Source organism: Candidatus Saccharibacteria bacterium (genome assembly GCA_016191105.1).
GTDB lineage: Bacteria > Patescibacteriota > Saccharimonadia > CAILAD01 > BJGX01 > JACPPH01.
The window spans coordinates 1-18,140 of the sequence record JACPPH010000002.1 but is presented as its reverse complement, the minus strand read 5'-3'; the positions used below and the strand labels follow the sequence as shown (position 1 = coordinate 18,140).

Here is an 18,140-nt window from a genome sequence, read left to right as displayed (position 1 = left end):
GACCCTCTCGGGGTCTTTTTTGATATAAACTAACGCTTACTAAATTGTGGAGCCTTGCGGGCCTTCTTGAGCCCGTATTTTTTACGTTCTTTTTCTCGGCTGTCACGGGTTAAAAAGCCACTCTTGCGCAAGTTAGGGCGAAAGTCTGCACTGTATTCTTGCAGGGCTCGTGAGATGGCTAACACACAGGCATCGGCCTGAGCTTGCAAACCACCGCCTTTGGTCTTCAAGTTAATATCAACTGCATTTGTTTTGCCTACTAGTTCGAGCGGGCGGATCAAACGAGCAGCTAAGTTCTGATTACCAAAGTATTGTTCGGCCGGCTTTTCGTTAACCGTAATCACACCTTTGCCGTTGCTGAGCCGCACGGTGGCAATAGCTTGCTTACGACGACCTACGCCTGGGTAATAATGTTGCTTCTTGGTAGCGGTAGTAGCTTCGGCCATTATTTGGCTCCTTTCTTATCTAGCTGCAACTCTTTGGGTTGCTGAGCAGCGTTGTTATGTTCTGGCCCAGCATAAATCTTTAGATTCTTGAGCATTAATGCTTGTAGCTTATTCTTGGGTAACATACCAGCAACAGCGTGGCGAATAACAGCTGTGGGATCTTTTACCAATAAATCTTTCAACGCGATTTCCTTAATGCCTCCAGGGTAGCCGCTGTGCGAGTAATAAATCTTGTCGGTTAGCTTTTTGCCGGTTACCTTAACCTTGGCAGCGTTAATAACCACCACTACATCGCCACCCACTAGGTGGTGGCTGTAGGTAGGCTTATCTTTGCCGATTAGCTTAGTAGCCACAACTGTTGCCAGTCGGCCCAGGGTTTGGCCTTCGGCATTCACCACATACCAGTCAGCTTTAATGTCGGCGGCCTTAGCATGATAAGTTTTTTGGGTTAAGCTCTTCATTTGCTAGCCTCTTTTTTCTTACCAGTGGTCTTTTTAACTACTGTGGCTTCTTCTGGCTTCGCTTTCTTAGCCTTTGGAGCTTCGGTTTTCTTCTCCACTTTCTTCTCGGCCTTTGGAGTGTAGCCATCATCTAGCACCAACTCAATTACGGCCATTTGAGCCCCGTCGCCACGCCTGGCACCAGTCTTAATAACACGGGTGTAGCCACTGTTGCGACTCTGAAAGCCATTTACCAAATCGGTATTAAGCTTTTGGGCAGCCACCGGGTTAATTACTTCGGCTAAAATTTGTCGATAGTTGTGCAGATCTTGCTTTTTGGCCTTGGTTACCAAACGATCAAAAGTTGGAGCCAGATCCTTGGCCTTGGCCTCGGTGGTCTCGATTCGCTCATATAATATAAGCGAATCCAGCAAGCCGCGCACTAGTGCTCGGCGGGGGCCAGCTAGTCTGGAGAGTTTACGTTGTTTGGTAGCAGCCGACATCAAAAATACCTATTCTTTGCCTTTCAACCCTAGCTCTTCAAGCTTGGCGTCGACTTCGTCGAGCGCCTTGGCACCAAAGCCTTTGAGCTCTTTAAGCTCGGCTGGGCTAAGTTCCATTAGCTCTTTAATGGTCTTAATGTCGTTATTTAGTAGCGCATTGGTAGTACGGGGGCTAAAGTTCACCTCGTCGATCATAATCTGAGCCATGTCGGCTTCTTGCTTCTCGGCAGCGGTTACAATTCCACCTGAGCCAACCGAGACCACGTCGTGACCAGCTAGCACCTGAAAGTGGCCAACCAATATTTCAGCAGCCTGGTTTACAGCGGCTTTTGGTGAAACCGTGCCATCGGTTTCAACCTCTAGAATCAAGCGGTCTAGATCAGTCATTTGGCCAACACGAGTGTTTTCGACATTGTAGCGCACACGCTTAATTGGCGTGTAAATAGCATCGATAGCAATCATGCCAACCTCGAGCTTTTCGCCATGACGAGTTTCGACTGGCGCATAGCCGCGGCCGCGCTCGACTCGCAGTTCCATTTCGAGCTTACCCTTAGCACTATCTATGTAGGCAATTTCGAGGTCTGGATTGACTATTTCAAGATCACCAACCGGCTTAATATCACCAGCCTTAACTACACCCTTACCAGTTTTTTTAAGTTCTAGAGATAGTTTTTCTTCGCCTTCGTAGTTAAAACGAACCTGCTTGAGATTTAAAATCATCTCGATCATGTCCTCACGCACACCCTCCACAGTCGAGAACTCGTGATTAACGCCCTCGATCTTAACCGCCGTAATAGCCGCACCAGCCAAACTCGAAAGCAACACTCGACGTATAGAGTTGCCAAGTGTCATACCGTAGCCTGGGTAGAGTGGCTCAACCGAGAAGGTAGCACTGTGGCCCTCGGCTTTGGTTTCTTTTAGTTCTGGTAAGTTGATGTCGTATAGCACGGCTTATGGCTCCTTATTTAATAATTTACTAACGTGAGTAAAATTCAATAATTAATTGTTCGGCAATTTCGGTGTCGACCTCTTCGCGCAATGGCAGCCCTGTAACGGTGGCGCTTAAGCCCTTGGCATCAAACTTGAGCCAACTTGGCTGGCTAACGGTTAACAGATTATCTCCGAGCGCCTGGAAGTAGGGCTTGGTCTTGCTGCTAGCCTTAACCTCAATAACGTCCTGGGGTTTAACCACGATCGAGGGAATGTCGACTTTTTTGCCATTCAAGCTAATGTGAGCGTGAGTTACCAGCTGACGAGCAGCTTGGCGAGACGGCGCCAGACCCAAGCGGTAAACCACATTGTCGAGACGGCGCTCCAGTAGTTGTAGTAGGTTTTCACCACTCACGCCTTCCATGCGCTCGGCTTCTGATACATAGCGGCGGAACTGGCGCTCTAGGATGCCGTAAAGGCGTTTAACCTTTTGTTTCTCACGCAGCTGCAAGGCGTAATCGCCAGGTTTTTGGCGTCGGCTCTGGCCGTGCAATCCGGGTGGATAATTACGGCGAGTTAGGCCTTTAACAGCCTTGGGGTGCAGAGCCACGCCTTCGCGGCGAGAGATCTTAACAATTGGCGAGGTATTGCGAGCCATAGCTTAAACTCTCCTCGGCTTACGTGGTCGGCAGCCGTTGTGGGGCACACTGGTAATGTCTTTAATGCTGGCAATCGCAATACCGCTAGCCTGCAAGGCGCGAATAGCTGCTTCGCGACCACCACCAATGCCTTTTATGATCACGTCGGCTCGGTTGAGTCCAGAATCTTTGGCTATGCCAATCACTTTTTCGGCTGCTAGCTGGGCTGCATAGGGAGTAGACTTGCGGCTACCCTTGAACCCAGCCGAACCAGAGCTAGCCCAGGCAACCACATTGCCGCCATCGTCGGTAATGGTAATAATGGTGTTGTTGAAAGTTGACTGCACATGCACTTGGCCTTTGCCAATATTGCGCTTGGTCTTTTTGCGTCTGGTTTTGGTTGGTGTTGTTGCCATAATCAATAATTCCTAAGTCTTGGCGGCGGCTTTAATGCGGCCACTACCAACAGTTACGCGCTTACCACGCTTGGTGCGGGCGTTGGTTTTGGTTCGCTGACCACGAACTGGCAACTTGGCCATGTGGCGCAAGCCGCGATAAGATTTGATTTCTTTGAGCCGCTTTATGTTGTTGCTGGTTTCACGAGCCAGGTCGGCCTCGACCGTATAGTCTTTGTCTATCAGTTCACGCAATCGGGTTAAGTCGTTTTCGGTTAGATCTTTAACGCGAGTGTCTGGACTGATCTTGGCGCGCTCTAGAATCTTTTGGCTGGTAACCAGGCCAATACCCAAAACATAGGTCAGGCCGACCTCGACGCGCTTTTCATTTGGAATGTTGGTGCCTGCAATACGGGCCATGGTTTATCCTTGTCGCTGCTTATGTTTGGGGTTTTCGCAAATAACAGCCACGCGCTTGCGACGGCGCACGATTTTACACTTGCTGCACATTTTTTTTACGCCAGCGCGTACCTTCATTTTGGCTTATCCCCTTAATATTTACTTATGCCGGTAAGTAATGCGGCCTTTGGTAAGGTCGTATGGAGTCATCTCCAGAGTTACCTTATCGCCAGGTAGAATCTTGATGTAATGCATACGCATCTTGCCCGAAATGTGGGCCAAGACTTCGTGACCATTCTCTAGCTCTACCTTAAAATTTGCATTAGGCAGGGCTTCGAGAATAGTCCCCTCGACTTCGATTACTTCCTTTGTGTTTGGCATGAGTAGGTGTTACAAGTAAGTATTATAGACGTTTTTTTGAGCTTTGTAAAGGGTTTTTAGGAGAAACTATAGATTTTCATCCAAGAAAGCTTTTAGCGCTTTCAGGTCTTGCTTTTCAGGGTCGTAGTAGTAGCTCTTGATGCCAACAGATTCGGCACTTTTGACGGCATCTTGATTATGTTCAAAGAAAACAACTTCATCTGGAGTCAGGTTGTATTTTTTGAGTAAAATCTTAAAGTATTCAGAGTCAGTTTTCTCCGGATTATGTTTGAGCGTAAACACTTCGTACGGGGACTTATCTAGATTAAATTCTTTAAACTGTTCGTCATTGGCGCCCGTCAGGACAATCTTGTCATTAGGGTATTTATCCAGCATTTCATGCATTCCTTCAAAAACTGTGCCGTTTTTTAGGATTAAGCCGTCTATTGCATCAACAAGTATTGTTTTCATACGTTTAGGATATAACACTTTTACTGAATTGGCGAATATTTTGTGGGCTTGAGGATCTTATTGTGGGTTTTCCAGACCAGCTGGCCATGTTTTTTGGCCGTTTCTACCATGATTCTGGACCACTCTTCGTCTAAGTTGAAGTCTTCCCAGGCCTTTTGACGAGCATTCAGATCCTTCCAGGCCAAAATGTAGGTAAAGTTCTGCATATCGCCAATCTCTTCGTCCCAACAACCAACTACTTTGAACCCGTAGTTCTTCATAATCCGCATGGCGTGTTGTTCAAAGCGCTCATGAAAAGCTTTTTTATTATGATTAAATGTTTCGTAATTACGTAGCTCGTAGATCATCTAGTACTTCTCGTAGGTCGCCATTAATGCTTTGGCTTCGACCTGTTTAAGGGTTTCGATTACCACCGCCACCACAATTAACAGCCCGGTGCCACCAATACTCAACAGTGCCGAGGAGTCTTTTATGAAGGCTTGGAGTATGAATGGCAGAATGGCTACTATGCCCAGCGCCAAAGCACCAGCCAGAGTAATACGGCCGATAATGCGCTTTAAGTATTTGGCCGTTTCGGTACCTGGGCGAATGCCAGGGATAAAGCCGCCCTGCTTTTGCAGATTCTCGGCAATCTCGGCCGGCTTAAATATAATGGCGGTGTAAAAGTAGGTAAAGCCAACCACCAGGGCAAAGTAGCTAATACTATAAATTAAATTGCCTGGCTTAAACCAGTTAGATAGACCGGTTGCAAACTGTGCCAGCCAGGCGGTTTTGGCCTGCGAAAACAGCTGGCCTATAAAGCCCGGCACCGACAAAAACGCCAAGGCAAAGATAATTGGAATAACCCCAGCCGTAATCACTCGCAAGGGCAAGTGAGTATCAACTCCAGTATACGCACTAGCCGTTGTGCTGCGCCTGGCATAGCTAATTGGAATATTGCGCTGCCCCTCGTTGATGTACACAATAAACACTATAACCGCAAAGGCCAAGATTGCGATTATACCCATACTAAACAGCCTGGCGGTATCGGCCTGAGCCAAGCTAAACTGCTGGGCAATAGTGGTTGGTAGTTGCGATACAATGCCGGCAAAAATTAGAATCGAAATGCCGTTGCCAATGCCATACTCGGTTACAATTTCACCCAACCACATCAAAAATATGCTGCCAGCCGAAATACTAGCTACCATTAAAACCCACTGAAAAGGTGATGGACGGCCGATTACGTCGACTCCGGTTGCTTGGGTCGAAAGCGTGCGTACAAAGGCGATCATGGCAACTGATTGGATTATGGCTAGTGGCACCGTAAGCAACCGGGTGTAGTAGTTGATCTTCTTTCGGCCAGCTTCGCCTTCTTTTTGCAGAGCCTCTAAGCTTGGCACGACCTGGCCAAGCAACTGCATAATAATAGAGGCATTAATGAACGGCCCCAAGCCCATCAAAATAATCGAAAAGTTACTCATGGCGCCCCCCGAGAACAAGTTGGCAAACCCAAGCAGGGGGTTAGACTGAAACAGTCGCAACAAGAAAGCCTGTAGCTGTGCAGCGTCGGGTACTGGTACCGGCACATGAGCCAGCAAGCTATAAACTGTCAGTATGCCAATCACCACCAACACCCTTCGGCGCAGGTCTTTGTCTTTGTAGAGTTGTGTTAGAACCGCACGGTTCACTAAGGCCTCCTAAAGCTTATTTAGTGGTGGCTTCCGCCGGCCGGCGGATTGTTTTGGCTGTCTGCTGGCCAGCAGATGATTTGGCCGGTTTCTCGCTAGTGGGTTTAGCTAGAATATCTACCTTGCCACCAGCTTTTTCGACAGCCGCTATTGCTGTTTGGCTGGCTGCTTGGATTTTTAGGGTTACTTTCTTATCGACCGCAGCATCAAATAACAGTTTAACAGGCTGACGAGTAGTTTTGATTAAATTAACCGTTTTTAGTGTCTCAACGTCAACGCTAGCTTTGCCAAGACTATTAAGTTGGGAGGTTTGGATAAGTTGAAACTTCACTCGATTGCGCGATTTAAAGCCTCTGGCTTTTGGCAAGCGCATGCTTAGCTTGGTTTGACCACCCTCAAAGCCAACCGAAACCCCGCCGCCAGTCCGAGAGTTCTGCCCCTTGGTACCGCGACCAGCGGTTTTACCCTGTCCAGCTGCTATACCGCGCCCCACCCGCTTGCGAGCTGTCTTTTTGGTTAGTAGCGGAAGTTCATGAATTTTCATTATTTCGCCTCCTTGGTAGCTATAGGCTGGCTTTGCAACTGCTGTAGAGCTGCCACGGTGGCATAGGCATTATTAATTTTGTTGGTTGAGCCCAACGACTTGGTCAGCAAGTCTTTAATACCGGCCGCCTCAACTACCGAACGAACAGCGCCACCAGCAATTACGCCAGTACCTTCGCTGGCCGGTTTAAGCAGTACGGTGGCGCCGCCATAGCTCAGTTGTACATCGTGAGCAATAGTGGTACCTGTTAGACTGAAGGTAACCATGTCTTTTTTGGCTCGAGCCACAGCCTTAACAATCGAGGTTGGCGCATCGCTACCCTTACCCACGCCTACACCTACCCGACCCTTGCCGTCACCGATCACAGCGGTAGCACGGAAGCGAAAACGGCGGCCGCCCTTAACCACCCTGGTTACGCGGTCGAGGGCTATAATTTTTTCTTCAAATTCTTTTGGTTCTCTGTCGTGCATGATAGCTCCTATATCTTTAATCCTGCTTTGCGGGCTGAGTCGGCTAGAGCTTTGGCTCGTCCGTGGTAAATATGTCGTCCGCGATCAAATACAGCTGTGGTTATCTTAGCTTGTTTGGCTTTAGTGGCAATCTGTTCGCCCACCCAAGCGGCTTGATCGGTCAAGTTTTTACCCTGAAGCGATTTTTGCTTAAGAGTATTTACCGCAACCAAAGTCTTACCGCTTGCGTCGTCAACCAGCTGAGCGTTAATAGCCGTCAGTGAAATATGAATACTAAGTCGCGGTCGCTGCGGAGTTCCACTAACTTTAGCCCGTACGCGCTTACGCTTTAATACTCTATGAATTGTCTTTGAGTCTCGCATGGTTTAAGCTCCTGCTCCGGTCTTGGCGGCAGTCTTACCGGCCTTGCGACGAATGTGTTCGCCCTGGTAGCGAATACCCTTCCCCTTATAAGGTTCGGGCTTGCGAAATTCTCGAATCTGAGCCGCTACCTCGCCCACCAACTGCTTGTCGTAGCCGGTTACGATAATGTTGTTTTGCTCGGTTTTGAGTTCAATGCCAGCTGGGGCTTGATAGTTAATTGGGTGTGAATAGCCTAGTGATAGTACTAATTCGCTGCCTTTGAGCTGCACTCTGTAGCCAACACCGTGAATTTCGAGAGTTTTGCTAAAGCCCTCGGACACGCCGGTTACCATATTGGCAATCAAGCTACGCAGCAGTCCGTAGTTGCGTAGGGTCTCGGGATTTTCAACTTTTTGGACTAGCTCTAAGCGATTTTCTTTTTGTTCTATTTCAAAACCGGGCAGTAGCTGCTGGGTTAGGCTGCCGCGCTGTCCAGTTACAGTAACCGTGCGGCCTTCAATCTGCACCTGCACGCCCTCTGGGATAATTATGGGTTGTCGTCCAATTCTACTCATGGCTAATACACCTTGCAGATTAATTCGCCGCCCAAACCCTTAGACCTGGCATCTTTGCCGGTCATAAGACCAGATGAGGTCGAGACAATCACCACACCACGGCCATTAAGCACCTGGGGAATCTCTGAGAATTTGGCATATATGCGTCGGCCAGGTTTACTAACTCTCTGAATTTTGGTAATCGATTTGGCGCCCTCATTAACACTTAAACTAATCTTTATCATCTGAAAAGCTCCCGACTTATCAAGCTCAGCCTTGGCAATATAACCCTGGCCTACCAATATCTCGGCAATGGCTAGTTTGATCTTGGAGTAAGGTATTAAAACTTCGCTCCGGCTAGCATTTAGAGCGTTGCGGATTCGGGTGAGCATATCTGCGATAGGGTCTGTTGTCATCATAATCTTTTCCTTTTTACCAACTCGATTTAGTTACCCCAGGGATCTCGCCCTTGCTGGCATGTTCGCGAAATGTAATGCGGCTAAGACCAAATTTGCGTAGGTAGCCCTTGCTTCGGCCAGTAATGCCGCAGCGATTGTGTTGGCGAACCGGGTTGGAATTGCGCGGCAATTTAGCCAGGCCTTCAAGATCGCCGGCGGCCTTGAGCTCAGCTCTTTTTGCGGCATACTTGTCGGATAGCTTCTGTCGTTTTATTTCGCGCTCGATCAATGCTTTACGAGCCATTATTTTGCCTCCTTTTCAAATGGTAGCCCTAGGCTCTGCAAAAGTGCTCTAGAGGCATCGCGGTCAAGCGTGTCGGTTACAATACTGATCTGTAGGCCATGGGTCGCGACAATGTCTTCAAAGCTGATCTCGGCAAACACACTCTGGTCGTCTAGGCCTATACTGTAGTTGCCCTGTGGGTCGAAGCCATTTAGGCTCAAGCCTCGGAAATCACGGGTTCGCGGCAAAACAATACTAATCACACGATCTAAGAAATCATACATGCGCTCACCCCGCAAGGTTACCTTGGTACCCACAGCCTGGCCTTCGCGTAGCTTAAAACCGGCTATGCTGTGGCGAGCCTTGGTCTGGATCGGTTTTTGACCGGTAATTTTGGCCAGGGTGCCTTCGGCCGCCTCAAGCTGTTTGCTGTCTTGAGTGGCTCGGCCAACACCAGTGTTTACTACAATTTTAGTAAGTTTGGGCACTTGGTGGATGTTAGCTACGCCCAAAGATTCTTTGAGCTGGCTGCGTAATTCTGCCTGGTACTTTTCTTGTAATCGACTCATGATTTCTTATCCGTTTTCTTGGTAGTCCGCTGGCCAGCGGATTTAGCCTTTTGATTTTTGAATGGACTGACCTTAAAAACTCGCTCTTTGCTGCCCTTGGCATTTAGTTTATAGCCAATTCGGGCCGGTCGACCGCTGACCGGATCTACCGCCATAACCTTGCTGACATCGATTGGCTTGGTGAGCTCAATAATTCCGCCCTTAGGGTCCTTTTGGCTGGGCTTGGAGTGGCGTTTGGCAATGTTTACACCTTCGACCACAACTTGGTTAGTCTTAGGCAATACAGCCACCACTTCGCCAGTCTTGCCGTGATCACGACCAGTTACAACCATTACCTTATCTTTGAGTTTTAACTTCATGGCTTAAAGCACCTCCGGCGCGAGTGAAACAATCTTCATAAAGCCTCGGTCGCGTAACTCACGGCTAACCGGTCCAAATATGCGAGTGCCGCGTGGCACGTTGGCCTTATCGATAATAACGGCGGCGTTTTCGTCGAAAGCTATGGCCGAACCATCGGCGCGAGTGGTGTTGTCACAGACGCGCACCACAACAGCCCGCACCACTTCTTTCTTTTTGACGGTGCCGTTTGGCGTGGCAGTTTTAACACTAGCTACAATCACATCACCCAAGCGCGCGTAGCGGCGTCGACTGCCACCCAAAACCTTGATGCACATAATTTCTTTGGCGCCAGTATTGTCGGCCACACGCAATCTAGTTTGAGTCTGTATCATTTGACACCCCTAGCTTTTTGGATAGTTTTGCTAACCACAAAATGTTTGCGACGGCTGATTGGTCGACTCTCAACAATCTCAACCTTATCGCCAACCTGCAAAGCATTGGCCTCATCGTGGGCAGCATAGCGAGCGGTTACCTTGTAGCGCTTTTTGTAAAGCGGGTGGCTTTTGAGTCTTTCCACAGCAACAATCACGGTTTTGTCCATTTTGTTGGAAACAACTGTTCCAGTTAACGACTTACTCATTGGTCTTCTCCATCTCCTGTTGGTGCAGAATGGTTAGCACTCTGGCAATGTCTTTTTTAATGTTGTGAATCTGTTTGACATTCTTGATCTCTTTGGTTCGATAATCAACAGCGGCAGTTGCCAAGCCAGCTTGCAATTCCTGCAAGTCTTTTTGAAGCTCCTTATTCGATTTGTTGCGCAATTCTTTAGCTTTCATGGCTTTCTCCAGCAGCAGCTTTAACTAGAAATTTGGTTTTGAGCGGAAGCTTCATGGCCGCCAAACGCATAGCTTCTTTGGCAACTTCTTCGCTTACACCGTCCATCTCAAATACAATCTTGCCGGCCTGCACCTTGGCCACATAGTGGTCCAGCGCTCCCTTGCCAGAGCCCATGGGCACTTCGGCCGGTTTGCTGGTGACAGGTGTTTGTGGAAAGACTCGGATCCAGATTTTGCCGCCGCGCTTAACGTATCGGGTCATAGCTCGGCGGGCAGCTTCGATTTGGCGCGAGGTTACACGCTCGTTGCTGAGGCTCTTGAGGCCGTAGCGACCAAAGTTAATCTCTTCGCCACGAGTAGCTAAGCCTCGATTGCGGCCCTTCATAGCTTTGCGATATTTGGTTTTGCGTGGTAACAACATAGTCTTAAAATCCTAACCTTTATATATCCAAGCTTTTACGCCAATTACGCCATAGGTGGTCTTGGCTTCGGCGGTAGCGTAGTCAATGTCGGCCTTAATAGTATGCAATGGAATGCTGCCTTGCATGGTAACTTCACGACGGGCCATTTCAGCACCATTCAAACGACCCGAAACGCTGATTTTGGCGCCTAAGGCACCGCCTTTCATGGCGTTATCAACGGCATTCTTTATAACCCGGCGAAAGGCCATGCGGCGCTCAAGCTGGCTGGCAACATTTTCGGCCATAAGTTGAGCAACGGTTTCGGGGTTTCTAACTTCTTCTATATTAAGCTTTACCTTCTCGCCCGTAAGCTTGCCTAAGGCGGCCTTAAGTGCCTCGGCACCAGAACCGCTACGGCCAATTACTACACCTGGTTTGGCAGTGCGGATGGTAACTACAATTTCACCGCGTGGTCGCTCGATCTCAATAACGGCCACACTGGCACGAAACCCGAGCAGGTCGTTAATGGTCTGGCGAATCTTAATGTCTTCGACCACAAATTTGGCAAAATCCTGTTTGCTAATCCACTTGGAGCGCCAATCTTTTTTGGGCGACAGTCGAAAACTAGTTGGATTTACTTTTTGACCCATTACTTGGTCTCCTTTTTGGTTTTAGCAACACTCTTGGTATCAGTTTTTTTAACTTCAGCAGCTGGCTTATCGGCCACAATCACAGTTAAGTGAGCCGATGGGTGCTCAATATTGCTTACCGAACCACGGGCGCGTGGGCGGTAGCGCTTAAGCTTGCGGCCCTTGTCGACCCGTATTTCTTCGATCACTAGGTTAGTTTTACTCAAGTTGTAATTGTTTTGAGCGTTGGCGGCAGCGCTGTGAATAGCGTCGTAAACTACCTTGGCTGACTTTTGTGGCTGCGCAGCCAAGGCCTCCATAGCCACTCTTACACCTGCGCCTCTAACTAAATCAGCACTCAGGCGTAGCTTTTGAGCGGAAATATCTAGATTGCGAGCCACGGCTTTAACCTTCATTAACTTGTCCCCTCGGCTTTAGCCAATTTGCCACCGTGGTTGCGAAACTTACGGGTTGGTGAAAACTCGCCCAATTTGTGACCAACCATGTTTTCGGTGATCAAAACAGGTACATGAACCTTGCCGTTATGGACAGCAATGGTTTTGCCGACCATCTCTGGGCTAATTGTGCTAGCTCGGGCCCAAGTTTTAATAATCGTCTTGTCGGTTGGGCTCAAGGCAATTACCTTCTTGAGTAGTTTGGGATCTACGAATGGGCCCTTTTTACTTGAACGACTCATCGCTTACCTCGCTTTCGGGAGCGTACTATCATAGCATTAGTTGATTTGCGACGTCGGGTTTTCTTGCCCAAGGCTGGTTTGCCCCACGGGGTCTTTGGGTGGTCCAAACCAATTGGCTGACTACCCTCACCACCACCATGTGGGTGATCGACGGGGTTCATGGCCTTACCACGTACGGTTGGGCGAATACCCATGTGGCGTTTGCGGCCAGCACTGCCGATGCGGATGTTTTGGTGGTCGATATTACCCACCTGGCCAATCGTGGCTTGGCAATTTTGATGTACCAGCCGAACTTCGCCAGATGGCAAACGAACCTGCACAAATTCACCCTCTTTGGCCACCAAGTGGGCACGAGCCCCAGCACTACGGGCTAGTTGGGCACCTTTGCCGATCTGCAGCTCAACACTCGATATAACCGAGCCGACAGGAATATTACGTAGCTGCAGACGGTTGCCAGTTTCGATTGCTGCCCTCTCACCTACACTAACAGCACGACCTGGCTTCATACCAACTGTAGCTAGTACGTAGGCCTTGCTACCGTCAGCTAGCTTAAGTAGGGCAATCCGGGCGGTGCGACCAGGATCGTATTCAATAGCCAAAACTTCGGCTTTATCGACTACTTGTGGAGCAAAATCAACAATCCGCAAAGCTCGCTTAGCACCGCCACCACGATGGCGGATGGTGATTTTACCCTGGTTATTGCGGCCGGAGTTTTGCTTTTTACTAACAATTAGCGACTTCTCGGGCTTCTTTTTGGTAATAACCGTAAAGTCGGCCACACTCATGTTGCGTCGGGCGCCAGTATTTTGCTTTAAAACTTTAACGGCCATTACTTCTTCTCACTTTCGGCGTCAAAGGCGCTAATTTTTTGGCCTTTTTTGAGGCTCACATAGGCTCGTTTGCGGTCTTTTCGCTGCCCTTTGCGACCAGCAAACTTTTTAACTTTGCCTTTGATTATGCTGGTGTTCACTTCGGTTACTTCTACTTTAAAAGCTGCAGCTACCGCTTGGGCAATCACTACTTTATTAGCCGATGTAGGCACATCAAACAAATATTTGCCGGTGGCAGCCAGGGCCATGCTTTTTTCGGAGATCACGGGTCTTACAATTACTTGATTCATTTGCTTACCTCAGCTGGTTTAGCGGCTTTCTTAGTTTTTGCGGTTGCGCTAAGCCATTGCTCAATTGTTTCTAGAGCTTTCTTACTAATTATTAGGGTGTCGGCGTCGAGTATCTGATTAACTTGCAGCTGTTGGGGCTCGGTAGTAATAACACCAGGGATGTTACGAGTAGCCCGTTGGGCTAACTCGTCGTTTTTGCTAATTACAATCAATACGTTATCGCCTGCATCAATTTTTTCGAGTAGTTCTAGAGTAGGTTTAACCTTACCTTCTGAACATGCAAATGTCTCAATAACCACTACTCGCTTGTCTTTGGCCTGAGCACTCAAGGCCTGGGCCAAGCTAGCGCGGATCATTTTGCTAGGCATATCAATACGATAATTTTCTTCGCCGGTGGGGCCAAAAGCCACACCACCATGTCGCCAGATTGGCACGCGGGTTGAACCAAAGCGAGCCCGGCCAGTGCCCTTTTGCTTCCAGGGTTTGCGACCGCCACCACGAACCTCACCGCGTTTGAGTGTTCGAGCATTGTTGGTACGAATATTGCTCAAGGCTCGATTATAGGCAGTTTTTAGTAGTTCTGGGCTAATTTCGCGCTCAAATACCACCTTCGATAGCGTTACTTCGGCGGTTTTGTTACCGGTTTTGCTGTATCCTAAAGCTTTCATTCTGTAGCCTCTTCTTTAACCAGGATAGGCGCACTGATCATTACTATGCTCTTGTTGGGTCCCGGTACTGCACCACGAATTGCTATAAGGTGGTTGGCAGCATCAATGCTTACAATCGGTTGGTTTTTGACCGTAACTTTCTGATGTCCCAGGTGCCCGGCCATTTTTTGACCCTTAAAGACGTGCTGCGGGTAACCAGCACCAATCGAGCCAGGCGCCCGATAGTTATGACTACCGTGGGTTTTGGGCCCGGTATGGAAGTTGTGCCGCTTAACCGTGCCGGCAAAACCCTTACCCTTTGAAACCGCTGAAACAGTTACCTTTTCACCAGTTTCAAAGAGCTCGGTAGTTAGTACTTCGCCAATTTGCCAGCCTTGCTTTTCGGCTGCGCCGGCATCTTCGGCCTTGGCAGTGGCCACCTCTGGCATGCGGATCTCGGCCAGGTGGGCGCTCTCGGCCTTGGCTTTTTTAAGGTGTCCGGCTTGGGGCTTAGCAATGTGCTTGGCCTTGCCAAAGCCAATCTGTACAGCATTGTAACCATCGCTCTCGGCAGTCTTGATTTGAGTAACCACACAAGGGCCAGCCTCCAGTACAGTTACTGGGGTCATTCTGCCGTCTTCTTCGAAGACTTGGGTCATTCCAATTTTTTTGGCGAGCAATGCTTTCACTAGTTTTCCCTTCGTACCTGCTCCGTACATTCTGTTGTTGCCAAGATTATAAATGGTGCCGCGAAAATTTTATGCTCGAGCAAGACATATCCATAGATACGTTGAGTGAGAGCAAAAAGTTTGCAGCTAGCCAGAATAAGTTTGGCGCAACAGATACGTGCCGAGTAGGTGCGTTTATAAAACAAATCCTGGCAAATTATCGGTTTCCGTGTTGGGTTGGACCTAATAACTTCCCAGTTCTTGCTTAAATTGTCGTTTTGACCAACGGCCTTTCGGCCTAAGTCGCCTAGTAGTGTACCAGATTAGCCAATCTGTTGTCAACCCTCGTAGTGAGCCGTCGTTATTTTGACCCGGCAAACTTACTGCCACAACCATGAGCTGTTACGAACCATCTGCTGAAACTCATAGCTGTTGCCATGACTCAACAAACCCAAATACGATTGCATGGTGGCCTCCGAGCTCGATTGCCCAAGGCGGCGTAGCATCCGCTGTTTTGTTCTGGTTCGTAACACGCGGTGGTGTGGAAAATTTACCCAACCAAGAAAATCAATCCCCGAGGCAAAGGTCTGCAAAGATATTTTTTGTGGATGCATCGTCAGGTCTAGCTTTTCTTGCAAGAAATCCTGCATCAATGGAATCTGTGCCAAGAGCCAATCTCGATCATCGGCCAACAAAACAAAATCATCGGCGTAACGTAGATAGCATCGTACCTTCAGGCGGTGCTTGATAAATTGATCGAAAACATTCATGTAGATATTTACAAACAGCTGAGAAGTTAAATTACCAAGTGGCAAACCTCTGTCTGGATTGGTTTCGAAACTTTCAACAATCTGACTAAGCAGCCTCATTACTTCTGGATTGGGAATATAAGCCGACAGTACCTCCAATAAAATGTTCTGATTAATGCTGGCAAAAAACTTACGAATATCACATTTGAGCACCCAACAGGTCCGGGTGTTGTTTCGACTCACCTGCACCGCAAATTGCCTAAAGCGCTGCAGAGCAGCATGCGTCCCCTTAGCCTTTCGGCAAGAGTATGAGTCATATATAAAAGTTTGGTCGAAGAACGGATACAGCACGCGATAAACCGCATGGTTCAGCACTCGATCTCGCACAGCAGCTTTATGGATTTGCCGTGGTTTGGGGTCGAAAATTGCAAATTCGTAATAGCCTGAGTGCTTATAGTCACCTTCTACTAATTGATCGTGAAGCAACAAAATATTATCGCCTAAACTACGTGCAAAAACTTGCACGTCTGGCTTGCTCCGTTTGCCTACTATAAATTCTTTCCAGGCCAACAAAAGATTATCTGTTGATATGATATTATGATGAGTGTTTCTTAACTGGATCATAGCCTATGCCTATCAATGCCCTCACCGAGAGAGAGAGAGAGAGAGAGAGATCTTCACACTCTCATGATCTGCCAATTTTGCAAAAATGTACCGATGCCTACAAGCTCTGGCATAGTTTTTTAGGCGATCTTCCCCGACTCTCACGCTTTACACTTGGTGTCAAAATTGACAGTTTGTTTACAGACACTATAGAGCTCATACTCCTAGCGGGCTATGCCAGTAAGCCACAAAAAGCTGCCTTGGTGGCTCAAGCCAGCACCAAGCTCGACGCTCTTAAGTTTTTTGTGCAAGTGGCTTGGGAACTAAAGGTGCTGGATAACAAAAAATATTTACGTGTTTCTGAGCCACTAACTGAAGTAGGTAAAATGCTCGGTGGCTGGCGAAAGCAATTACAGCTTCCGCTCGAGTCCACCGGCAATCAAAGAGACTTGGAGACGAACAGGAACCGGTAGTTCGGATTCCACTCGTTGTCGAACCAGTTGAGGTTCAGGTTGCGCTTGTCGGAGTTGCTCCAGAGGTAACCGACGTTGCGGTTGCCATTCGGGTTCGTCCAGGACGAGCACACCAAGAGGTCGTCAAAACTTACCACACACCTTCCATAGCACCGCTGCTCGATAAAGCTCATACCAGCTGTATTATTTTATGGGATCTACTCCCTTAGTATGTAGCACCAAGTATCTTTGTATAAAAGCGCATGGGCTGCTCACTATTAGCCAGGCTTGCCAGCTAGTATTCTGTCTTGCCACAAGGCTTAGAGTTCGATCGCCGACAGCCGTAACCGTCAGCAGTATCATCTACTATCTACCGCGAATTATAGCACAAATGGAAAACGGCTCCGGCCGCTTCCATTGACCCTCCAAGAGGGAGAGTTTAGAAGCAGACAGAGCCGCGGACCCAAGGATCCAAGGAGCAAAAAGCTCCAAGCGTCCAAGAGTCAAAGGACACTACTTGCAGACGAACAGGAACCGGTAGTCCGGATCCCACTCGCCGCCGAACCAGTAGAGGTTCAGGCTGCGCCCGTCGGAGAAGCCCCAGAGGTAACCGACGCTGCGGTCGCCATCCGGGTCCGTCCAGGACGAGCCGAGTTCGACGATGGGGTTTTGGCGCTGGGCATCGGGGTGTTGAGCCCCAAAGGCCAGCATCTCTGGCATGACGGCCGGGCGGTAACCCAGTTTGTCCATCACAGCCAGAACCTCATCGCTTTCGATGTTGCGGCCGAAGCTCACCAGGACTACATCGAGGTGAGCTTCGTCTACCGTGCGACTCACCGGGAAGTTCTCCTCGGTGATGTCCGGGCTGACGTAGCCGTCGTAGTGGCCCGCCACCACCATCTCTTCGATCGAATTCGCGAAGTCGACGATGATGGCGTAGGGGTCACTGATAGTCGGGTCTGGGGTTGGGGTTGGGGTTGGGGTTGGGGTTGGGGTTGGGGTTGGGGTTGGGGTTGGGGTTGGGGTTGGGGTTGGGGTTGGCTCAGGAGCGGGGGTGGGTGGCTCGATCAGAGCCTTCATGCCCTCGAGGATCCCTGTGGAGCCGAGCTGGCCTTCGTTCTGCATGAACATCCGGCGCAACTCCAGCTCGCGACGCAGGTACGTCGCTTGCTGCTTATCGGTTGGCTTGCTCATCTATGAGCCTCCTTGCCGCTGCTAACCCACGTTTACACGGTGTTGCGTATCGTGGCCTCAAACCTTGGTTTGAGAACGGCACTAGAATCAGAAAACAGTAGTCAGTAAACAGGGATCAGAATTCGATTCTGTCCACTGACAACTGTCACCTGTCATCCGGCTCCAGTGTCGTTCTCAATATTTGCAAGTAATTAACCTGTAAAAGAGCCGTTCTATAGTATCATACAGATGCTATTTTGTCAAGCGTTCTTATTGGGGTAATGTAAACCAGTTGGTACAGATTCATCAAAAGGAGGACAATGATGAACATGTACAAACTCAACCAAATACCAAGTGAAACTACCATTAAAATGTATCTTCGGAGAATACTCTACGGCGGTAAGAACCTACATTGCC

34 protein-coding genes are annotated in these 18,140 nt (G+C 48.8%); 1 reads left to right on the top strand and 33 read right to left on the bottom strand.

The features are described from left to right. Nucleotides 1-29: 29 nt before the first annotated feature. From rpsI to HYX70_00080, 32 genes are all read right to left on the bottom strand, one after another. Nucleotides 30-446: a 30S ribosomal protein S9 gene (gene rpsI / locus HYX70_00235; GenBank protein MBI2797714.1), complete on the bottom strand. Its 417-nt coding sequence runs from the start codon at nucleotides 444-446 to the stop codon at nucleotides 30-32. Beyond that, on the bottom strand, nucleotides 446-907 hold the full coding sequence (rplM, locus tag HYX70_00230; GenBank protein MBI2797713.1) for a 50S ribosomal protein L13: 462 nt from the start codon (nucleotides 905-907) through the stop codon (nucleotides 446-448). The genes rpsI and rplM overlap by 1 nt, the downstream gene beginning before the upstream one ends. Beyond that, nucleotides 904-1,389 carry a 50S ribosomal protein L17 gene (gene rplQ, locus HYX70_00225; GenBank protein ID MBI2797712.1) on the bottom strand — a complete coding sequence of 162 codons (486 nt, stop codon included), beginning with the start codon at nucleotides 1,387-1,389 and terminating at the stop codon, nucleotides 904-906. The genes rplM and rplQ overlap by 4 nt, the downstream gene beginning before the upstream one ends. A 9-nt stretch (nucleotides 1,390-1,398) precedes the next feature. After that, nucleotides 1,399-2,337, bottom strand: a complete 939-nt coding sequence (locus HYX70_00220) for a DNA-directed RNA polymerase subunit alpha (protein MBI2797711.1) — start codon at nucleotides 2,335-2,337, stop codon at nucleotides 1,399-1,401. Nucleotides 2,338-2,365: 28 nt separating this feature from the next. Next, on the bottom strand, nucleotides 2,366-2,977 hold the full coding sequence (gene rpsD, locus HYX70_00215) for a 30S ribosomal protein S4 (GenBank protein MBI2797710.1): 612 nt from the start codon (nucleotides 2,975-2,977) through the stop codon (nucleotides 2,366-2,368). A 3-nt stretch (nucleotides 2,978-2,980) separates the two neighbouring features. Beyond that, the gene (gene rpsK / locus HYX70_00210) at nucleotides 2,981-3,373 is read right to left on the bottom strand and encodes a 30S ribosomal protein S11 (protein MBI2797709.1); all 393 of its coding nucleotides are present in this window, start codon (nucleotides 3,371-3,373) and stop codon (nucleotides 2,981-2,983) included. A 12-nt stretch (nucleotides 3,374-3,385) separates the two neighbouring features. Further along, on the bottom strand, nucleotides 3,386-3,772 hold the full coding sequence (gene rpsM / locus HYX70_00205; GenBank protein ID MBI2797708.1) for a 30S ribosomal protein S13: 387 nt from the start codon (nucleotides 3,770-3,772) through the stop codon (nucleotides 3,386-3,388). Nucleotides 3,773-3,775: 3 nt separating this feature from the next. Next, nucleotides 3,776-3,889: a 50S ribosomal protein L36 gene (gene rpmJ / locus HYX70_00200; protein MBI2797707.1), complete on the bottom strand. Its 114-nt coding sequence runs from the start codon at nucleotides 3,887-3,889 to the stop codon at nucleotides 3,776-3,778. A 21-nt stretch (nucleotides 3,890-3,910) separates the two neighbouring features. Continuing rightward, nucleotides 3,911-4,132 carry a translation initiation factor IF-1 gene (gene infA / locus HYX70_00195; protein MBI2797706.1) on the bottom strand — a complete coding sequence of 74 codons (222 nt, stop codon included), beginning with the start codon at nucleotides 4,130-4,132 and terminating at the stop codon, nucleotides 3,911-3,913. A 66-nt stretch (nucleotides 4,133-4,198) separates the two neighbouring features. Continuing rightward, a complete protein-coding gene (locus tag HYX70_00190) occupies nucleotides 4,199-4,582 on the bottom strand; it encodes an HAD-IA family hydrolase (protein MBI2797705.1) in 384 nt (127 codons plus the stop codon). Between the two features lie 20 nt (nucleotides 4,583-4,602). Beyond that, on the bottom strand, nucleotides 4,603-4,929 hold the full coding sequence (locus HYX70_00185; protein ID MBI2797704.1) for an NIPSNAP family protein: 327 nt from the start codon (nucleotides 4,927-4,929) through the stop codon (nucleotides 4,603-4,605). Continuing rightward, nucleotides 4,930-6,249, bottom strand: a complete 1,320-nt coding sequence (gene secY, locus HYX70_00180) for a preprotein translocase subunit SecY (protein ID MBI2797703.1) — start codon at nucleotides 6,247-6,249, stop codon at nucleotides 4,930-4,932. A gap of 16 nt (nucleotides 6,250-6,265) precedes the next feature. Further along, nucleotides 6,266-6,793 carry a 50S ribosomal protein L15 gene (gene rplO / locus HYX70_00175; protein MBI2797702.1) on the bottom strand — a complete coding sequence of 176 codons (528 nt, stop codon included), beginning with the start codon at nucleotides 6,791-6,793 and terminating at the stop codon, nucleotides 6,266-6,268. Beyond that, entirely contained in the window at nucleotides 6,793-7,266 is a 474-nt protein-coding gene (gene rpsE / locus HYX70_00170; protein MBI2797701.1) for a 30S ribosomal protein S5, read from the bottom strand. The genes rplO and rpsE overlap by 1 nt, the downstream gene beginning before the upstream one ends. Before the next feature lie 5 nt (nucleotides 7,267-7,271). Beyond that, nucleotides 7,272-7,625, bottom strand: a complete 354-nt coding sequence (locus HYX70_00165) for a 50S ribosomal protein L18 (protein MBI2797700.1) — start codon at nucleotides 7,623-7,625, stop codon at nucleotides 7,272-7,274. A 3-nt stretch (nucleotides 7,626-7,628) separates the two neighbouring features. Beyond that, nucleotides 7,629-8,180, bottom strand: a complete 552-nt coding sequence (gene rplF / locus HYX70_00160; GenBank protein MBI2797699.1) for a 50S ribosomal protein L6 — start codon at nucleotides 8,178-8,180, stop codon at nucleotides 7,629-7,631. Between the two features lie 2 nt (nucleotides 8,181-8,182). Next, nucleotides 8,183-8,578, bottom strand: a complete 396-nt coding sequence (rpsH, locus tag HYX70_00155) for a 30S ribosomal protein S8 (protein ID MBI2797698.1) — start codon at nucleotides 8,576-8,578, stop codon at nucleotides 8,183-8,185. A 13-nt stretch (nucleotides 8,579-8,591) separates the two neighbouring features. Beyond that, nucleotides 8,592-8,861 (bottom strand): 30S ribosomal protein S14, encoded by a 270-nt coding sequence (gene rpsN, locus HYX70_00150; GenBank protein MBI2797697.1) that lies wholly within the window; start codon nucleotides 8,859-8,861, stop codon nucleotides 8,592-8,594. Next, on the bottom strand, nucleotides 8,861-9,409 hold the full coding sequence (gene rplE / locus HYX70_00145; GenBank protein MBI2797696.1) for a 50S ribosomal protein L5: 549 nt from the start codon (nucleotides 9,407-9,409) through the stop codon (nucleotides 8,861-8,863). The genes rpsN and rplE overlap by 1 nt, the downstream gene beginning before the upstream one ends. After that, nucleotides 9,406-9,768 (bottom strand): 50S ribosomal protein L24, encoded by a 363-nt coding sequence (rplX, locus tag HYX70_00140; GenBank protein MBI2797695.1) that lies wholly within the window; start codon nucleotides 9,766-9,768, stop codon nucleotides 9,406-9,408. Before rplX ends, rplE begins: the two co-directional genes overlap by 4 nt. Nucleotides 9,769-9,771: 3 nt before the next feature. Further along, entirely contained in the window at nucleotides 9,772-10,140 is a 369-nt protein-coding gene (rplN, locus tag HYX70_00135; GenBank protein ID MBI2797694.1) for a 50S ribosomal protein L14, read from the bottom strand. Continuing rightward, entirely contained in the window at nucleotides 10,137-10,388 is a 252-nt protein-coding gene (rpsQ, locus tag HYX70_00130; GenBank protein MBI2797693.1) for a 30S ribosomal protein S17, read from the bottom strand. The genes rplN and rpsQ overlap by 4 nt, the downstream gene beginning before the upstream one ends. Then, the gene (rpmC, locus tag HYX70_00125; protein ID MBI2797692.1) at nucleotides 10,381-10,584 is read right to left on the bottom strand and encodes a 50S ribosomal protein L29; all 204 of its coding nucleotides are present in this window, start codon (nucleotides 10,582-10,584) and stop codon (nucleotides 10,381-10,383) included. The genes rpsQ and rpmC overlap by 8 nt, the downstream gene beginning before the upstream one ends. Next, nucleotides 10,574-11,005, bottom strand: a complete 432-nt coding sequence (gene rplP / locus HYX70_00120) for a 50S ribosomal protein L16 (protein MBI2797691.1) — start codon at nucleotides 11,003-11,005, stop codon at nucleotides 10,574-10,576. Before rplP ends, rpmC begins: the two co-directional genes overlap by 11 nt. A 12-nt stretch (nucleotides 11,006-11,017) precedes the next feature. Beyond that, complete coding sequence (gene rpsC / locus HYX70_00115; GenBank protein MBI2797690.1) at nucleotides 11,018-11,635, bottom strand: 30S ribosomal protein S3; 618 nt, start codon at nucleotides 11,633-11,635, stop codon at nucleotides 11,018-11,020. After that, nucleotides 11,635-12,030 carry a 50S ribosomal protein L22 gene (rplV, locus tag HYX70_00110; protein MBI2797689.1) on the bottom strand — a complete coding sequence of 132 codons (396 nt, stop codon included), beginning with the start codon at nucleotides 12,028-12,030 and terminating at the stop codon, nucleotides 11,635-11,637. Before rplV ends, rpsC begins: the two co-directional genes overlap by 1 nt. After that, the gene (rpsS, locus tag HYX70_00105) at nucleotides 12,030-12,311 is read right to left on the bottom strand and encodes a 30S ribosomal protein S19 (protein MBI2797688.1); all 282 of its coding nucleotides are present in this window, start codon (nucleotides 12,309-12,311) and stop codon (nucleotides 12,030-12,032) included. Before rpsS ends, rplV begins: the two co-directional genes overlap by 1 nt. Continuing rightward, on the bottom strand, nucleotides 12,308-13,141 hold the full coding sequence (rplB, locus tag HYX70_00100) for a 50S ribosomal protein L2 (GenBank protein MBI2797687.1): 834 nt from the start codon (nucleotides 13,139-13,141) through the stop codon (nucleotides 12,308-12,310). Before rplB ends, rpsS begins: the two co-directional genes overlap by 4 nt. Next, nucleotides 13,141-13,431, bottom strand: coding sequence for a 50S ribosomal protein L23 (gene rplW / locus HYX70_00095; protein MBI2797686.1), 291 nt, complete (start codon nucleotides 13,429-13,431; stop codon nucleotides 13,141-13,143). The genes rplB and rplW overlap by 1 nt, the downstream gene beginning before the upstream one ends. After that, nucleotides 13,428-14,099 carry a 50S ribosomal protein L4 gene (gene rplD, locus HYX70_00090; protein ID MBI2797685.1) on the bottom strand — a complete coding sequence of 224 codons (672 nt, stop codon included), beginning with the start codon at nucleotides 14,097-14,099 and terminating at the stop codon, nucleotides 13,428-13,430. Before rplD ends, rplW begins: the two co-directional genes overlap by 4 nt. Further along, nucleotides 14,096-14,767: a 50S ribosomal protein L3 gene (gene rplC, locus HYX70_00085; protein MBI2797684.1), complete on the bottom strand. Its 672-nt coding sequence runs from the start codon at nucleotides 14,765-14,767 to the stop codon at nucleotides 14,096-14,098. The genes rplD and rplC overlap by 4 nt, the downstream gene beginning before the upstream one ends. Before the next feature lie 359 nt (nucleotides 14,768-15,126). Then, complete coding sequence (locus HYX70_00080) at nucleotides 15,127-16,119, bottom strand: group II intron reverse transcriptase domain-containing protein (GenBank protein MBI2797683.1); 993 nt, start codon at nucleotides 16,117-16,119, stop codon at nucleotides 15,127-15,129. 5 nt (nucleotides 16,120-16,124) lie between these two features. Between HYX70_00080 and HYX70_00075 the strand changes: the two genes are divergently transcribed. Continuing rightward, nucleotides 16,125-16,571, top strand: a complete 447-nt coding sequence (locus HYX70_00075) for a four helix bundle protein (GenBank protein MBI2797682.1) — start codon at nucleotides 16,125-16,127, stop codon at nucleotides 16,569-16,571. 492 nt (nucleotides 16,572-17,063) lie between these two features. Here the strand turns inward: HYX70_00075 and HYX70_00070 are convergent, their stop codons facing one another. Continuing rightward, nucleotides 17,064-17,744 (bottom strand): hypothetical protein, encoded by a 681-nt coding sequence (locus tag HYX70_00070; protein MBI2797681.1) that lies wholly within the window; start codon nucleotides 17,742-17,744, stop codon nucleotides 17,064-17,066. Nucleotides 17,745-18,140 lie beyond the last annotated feature (396 nt).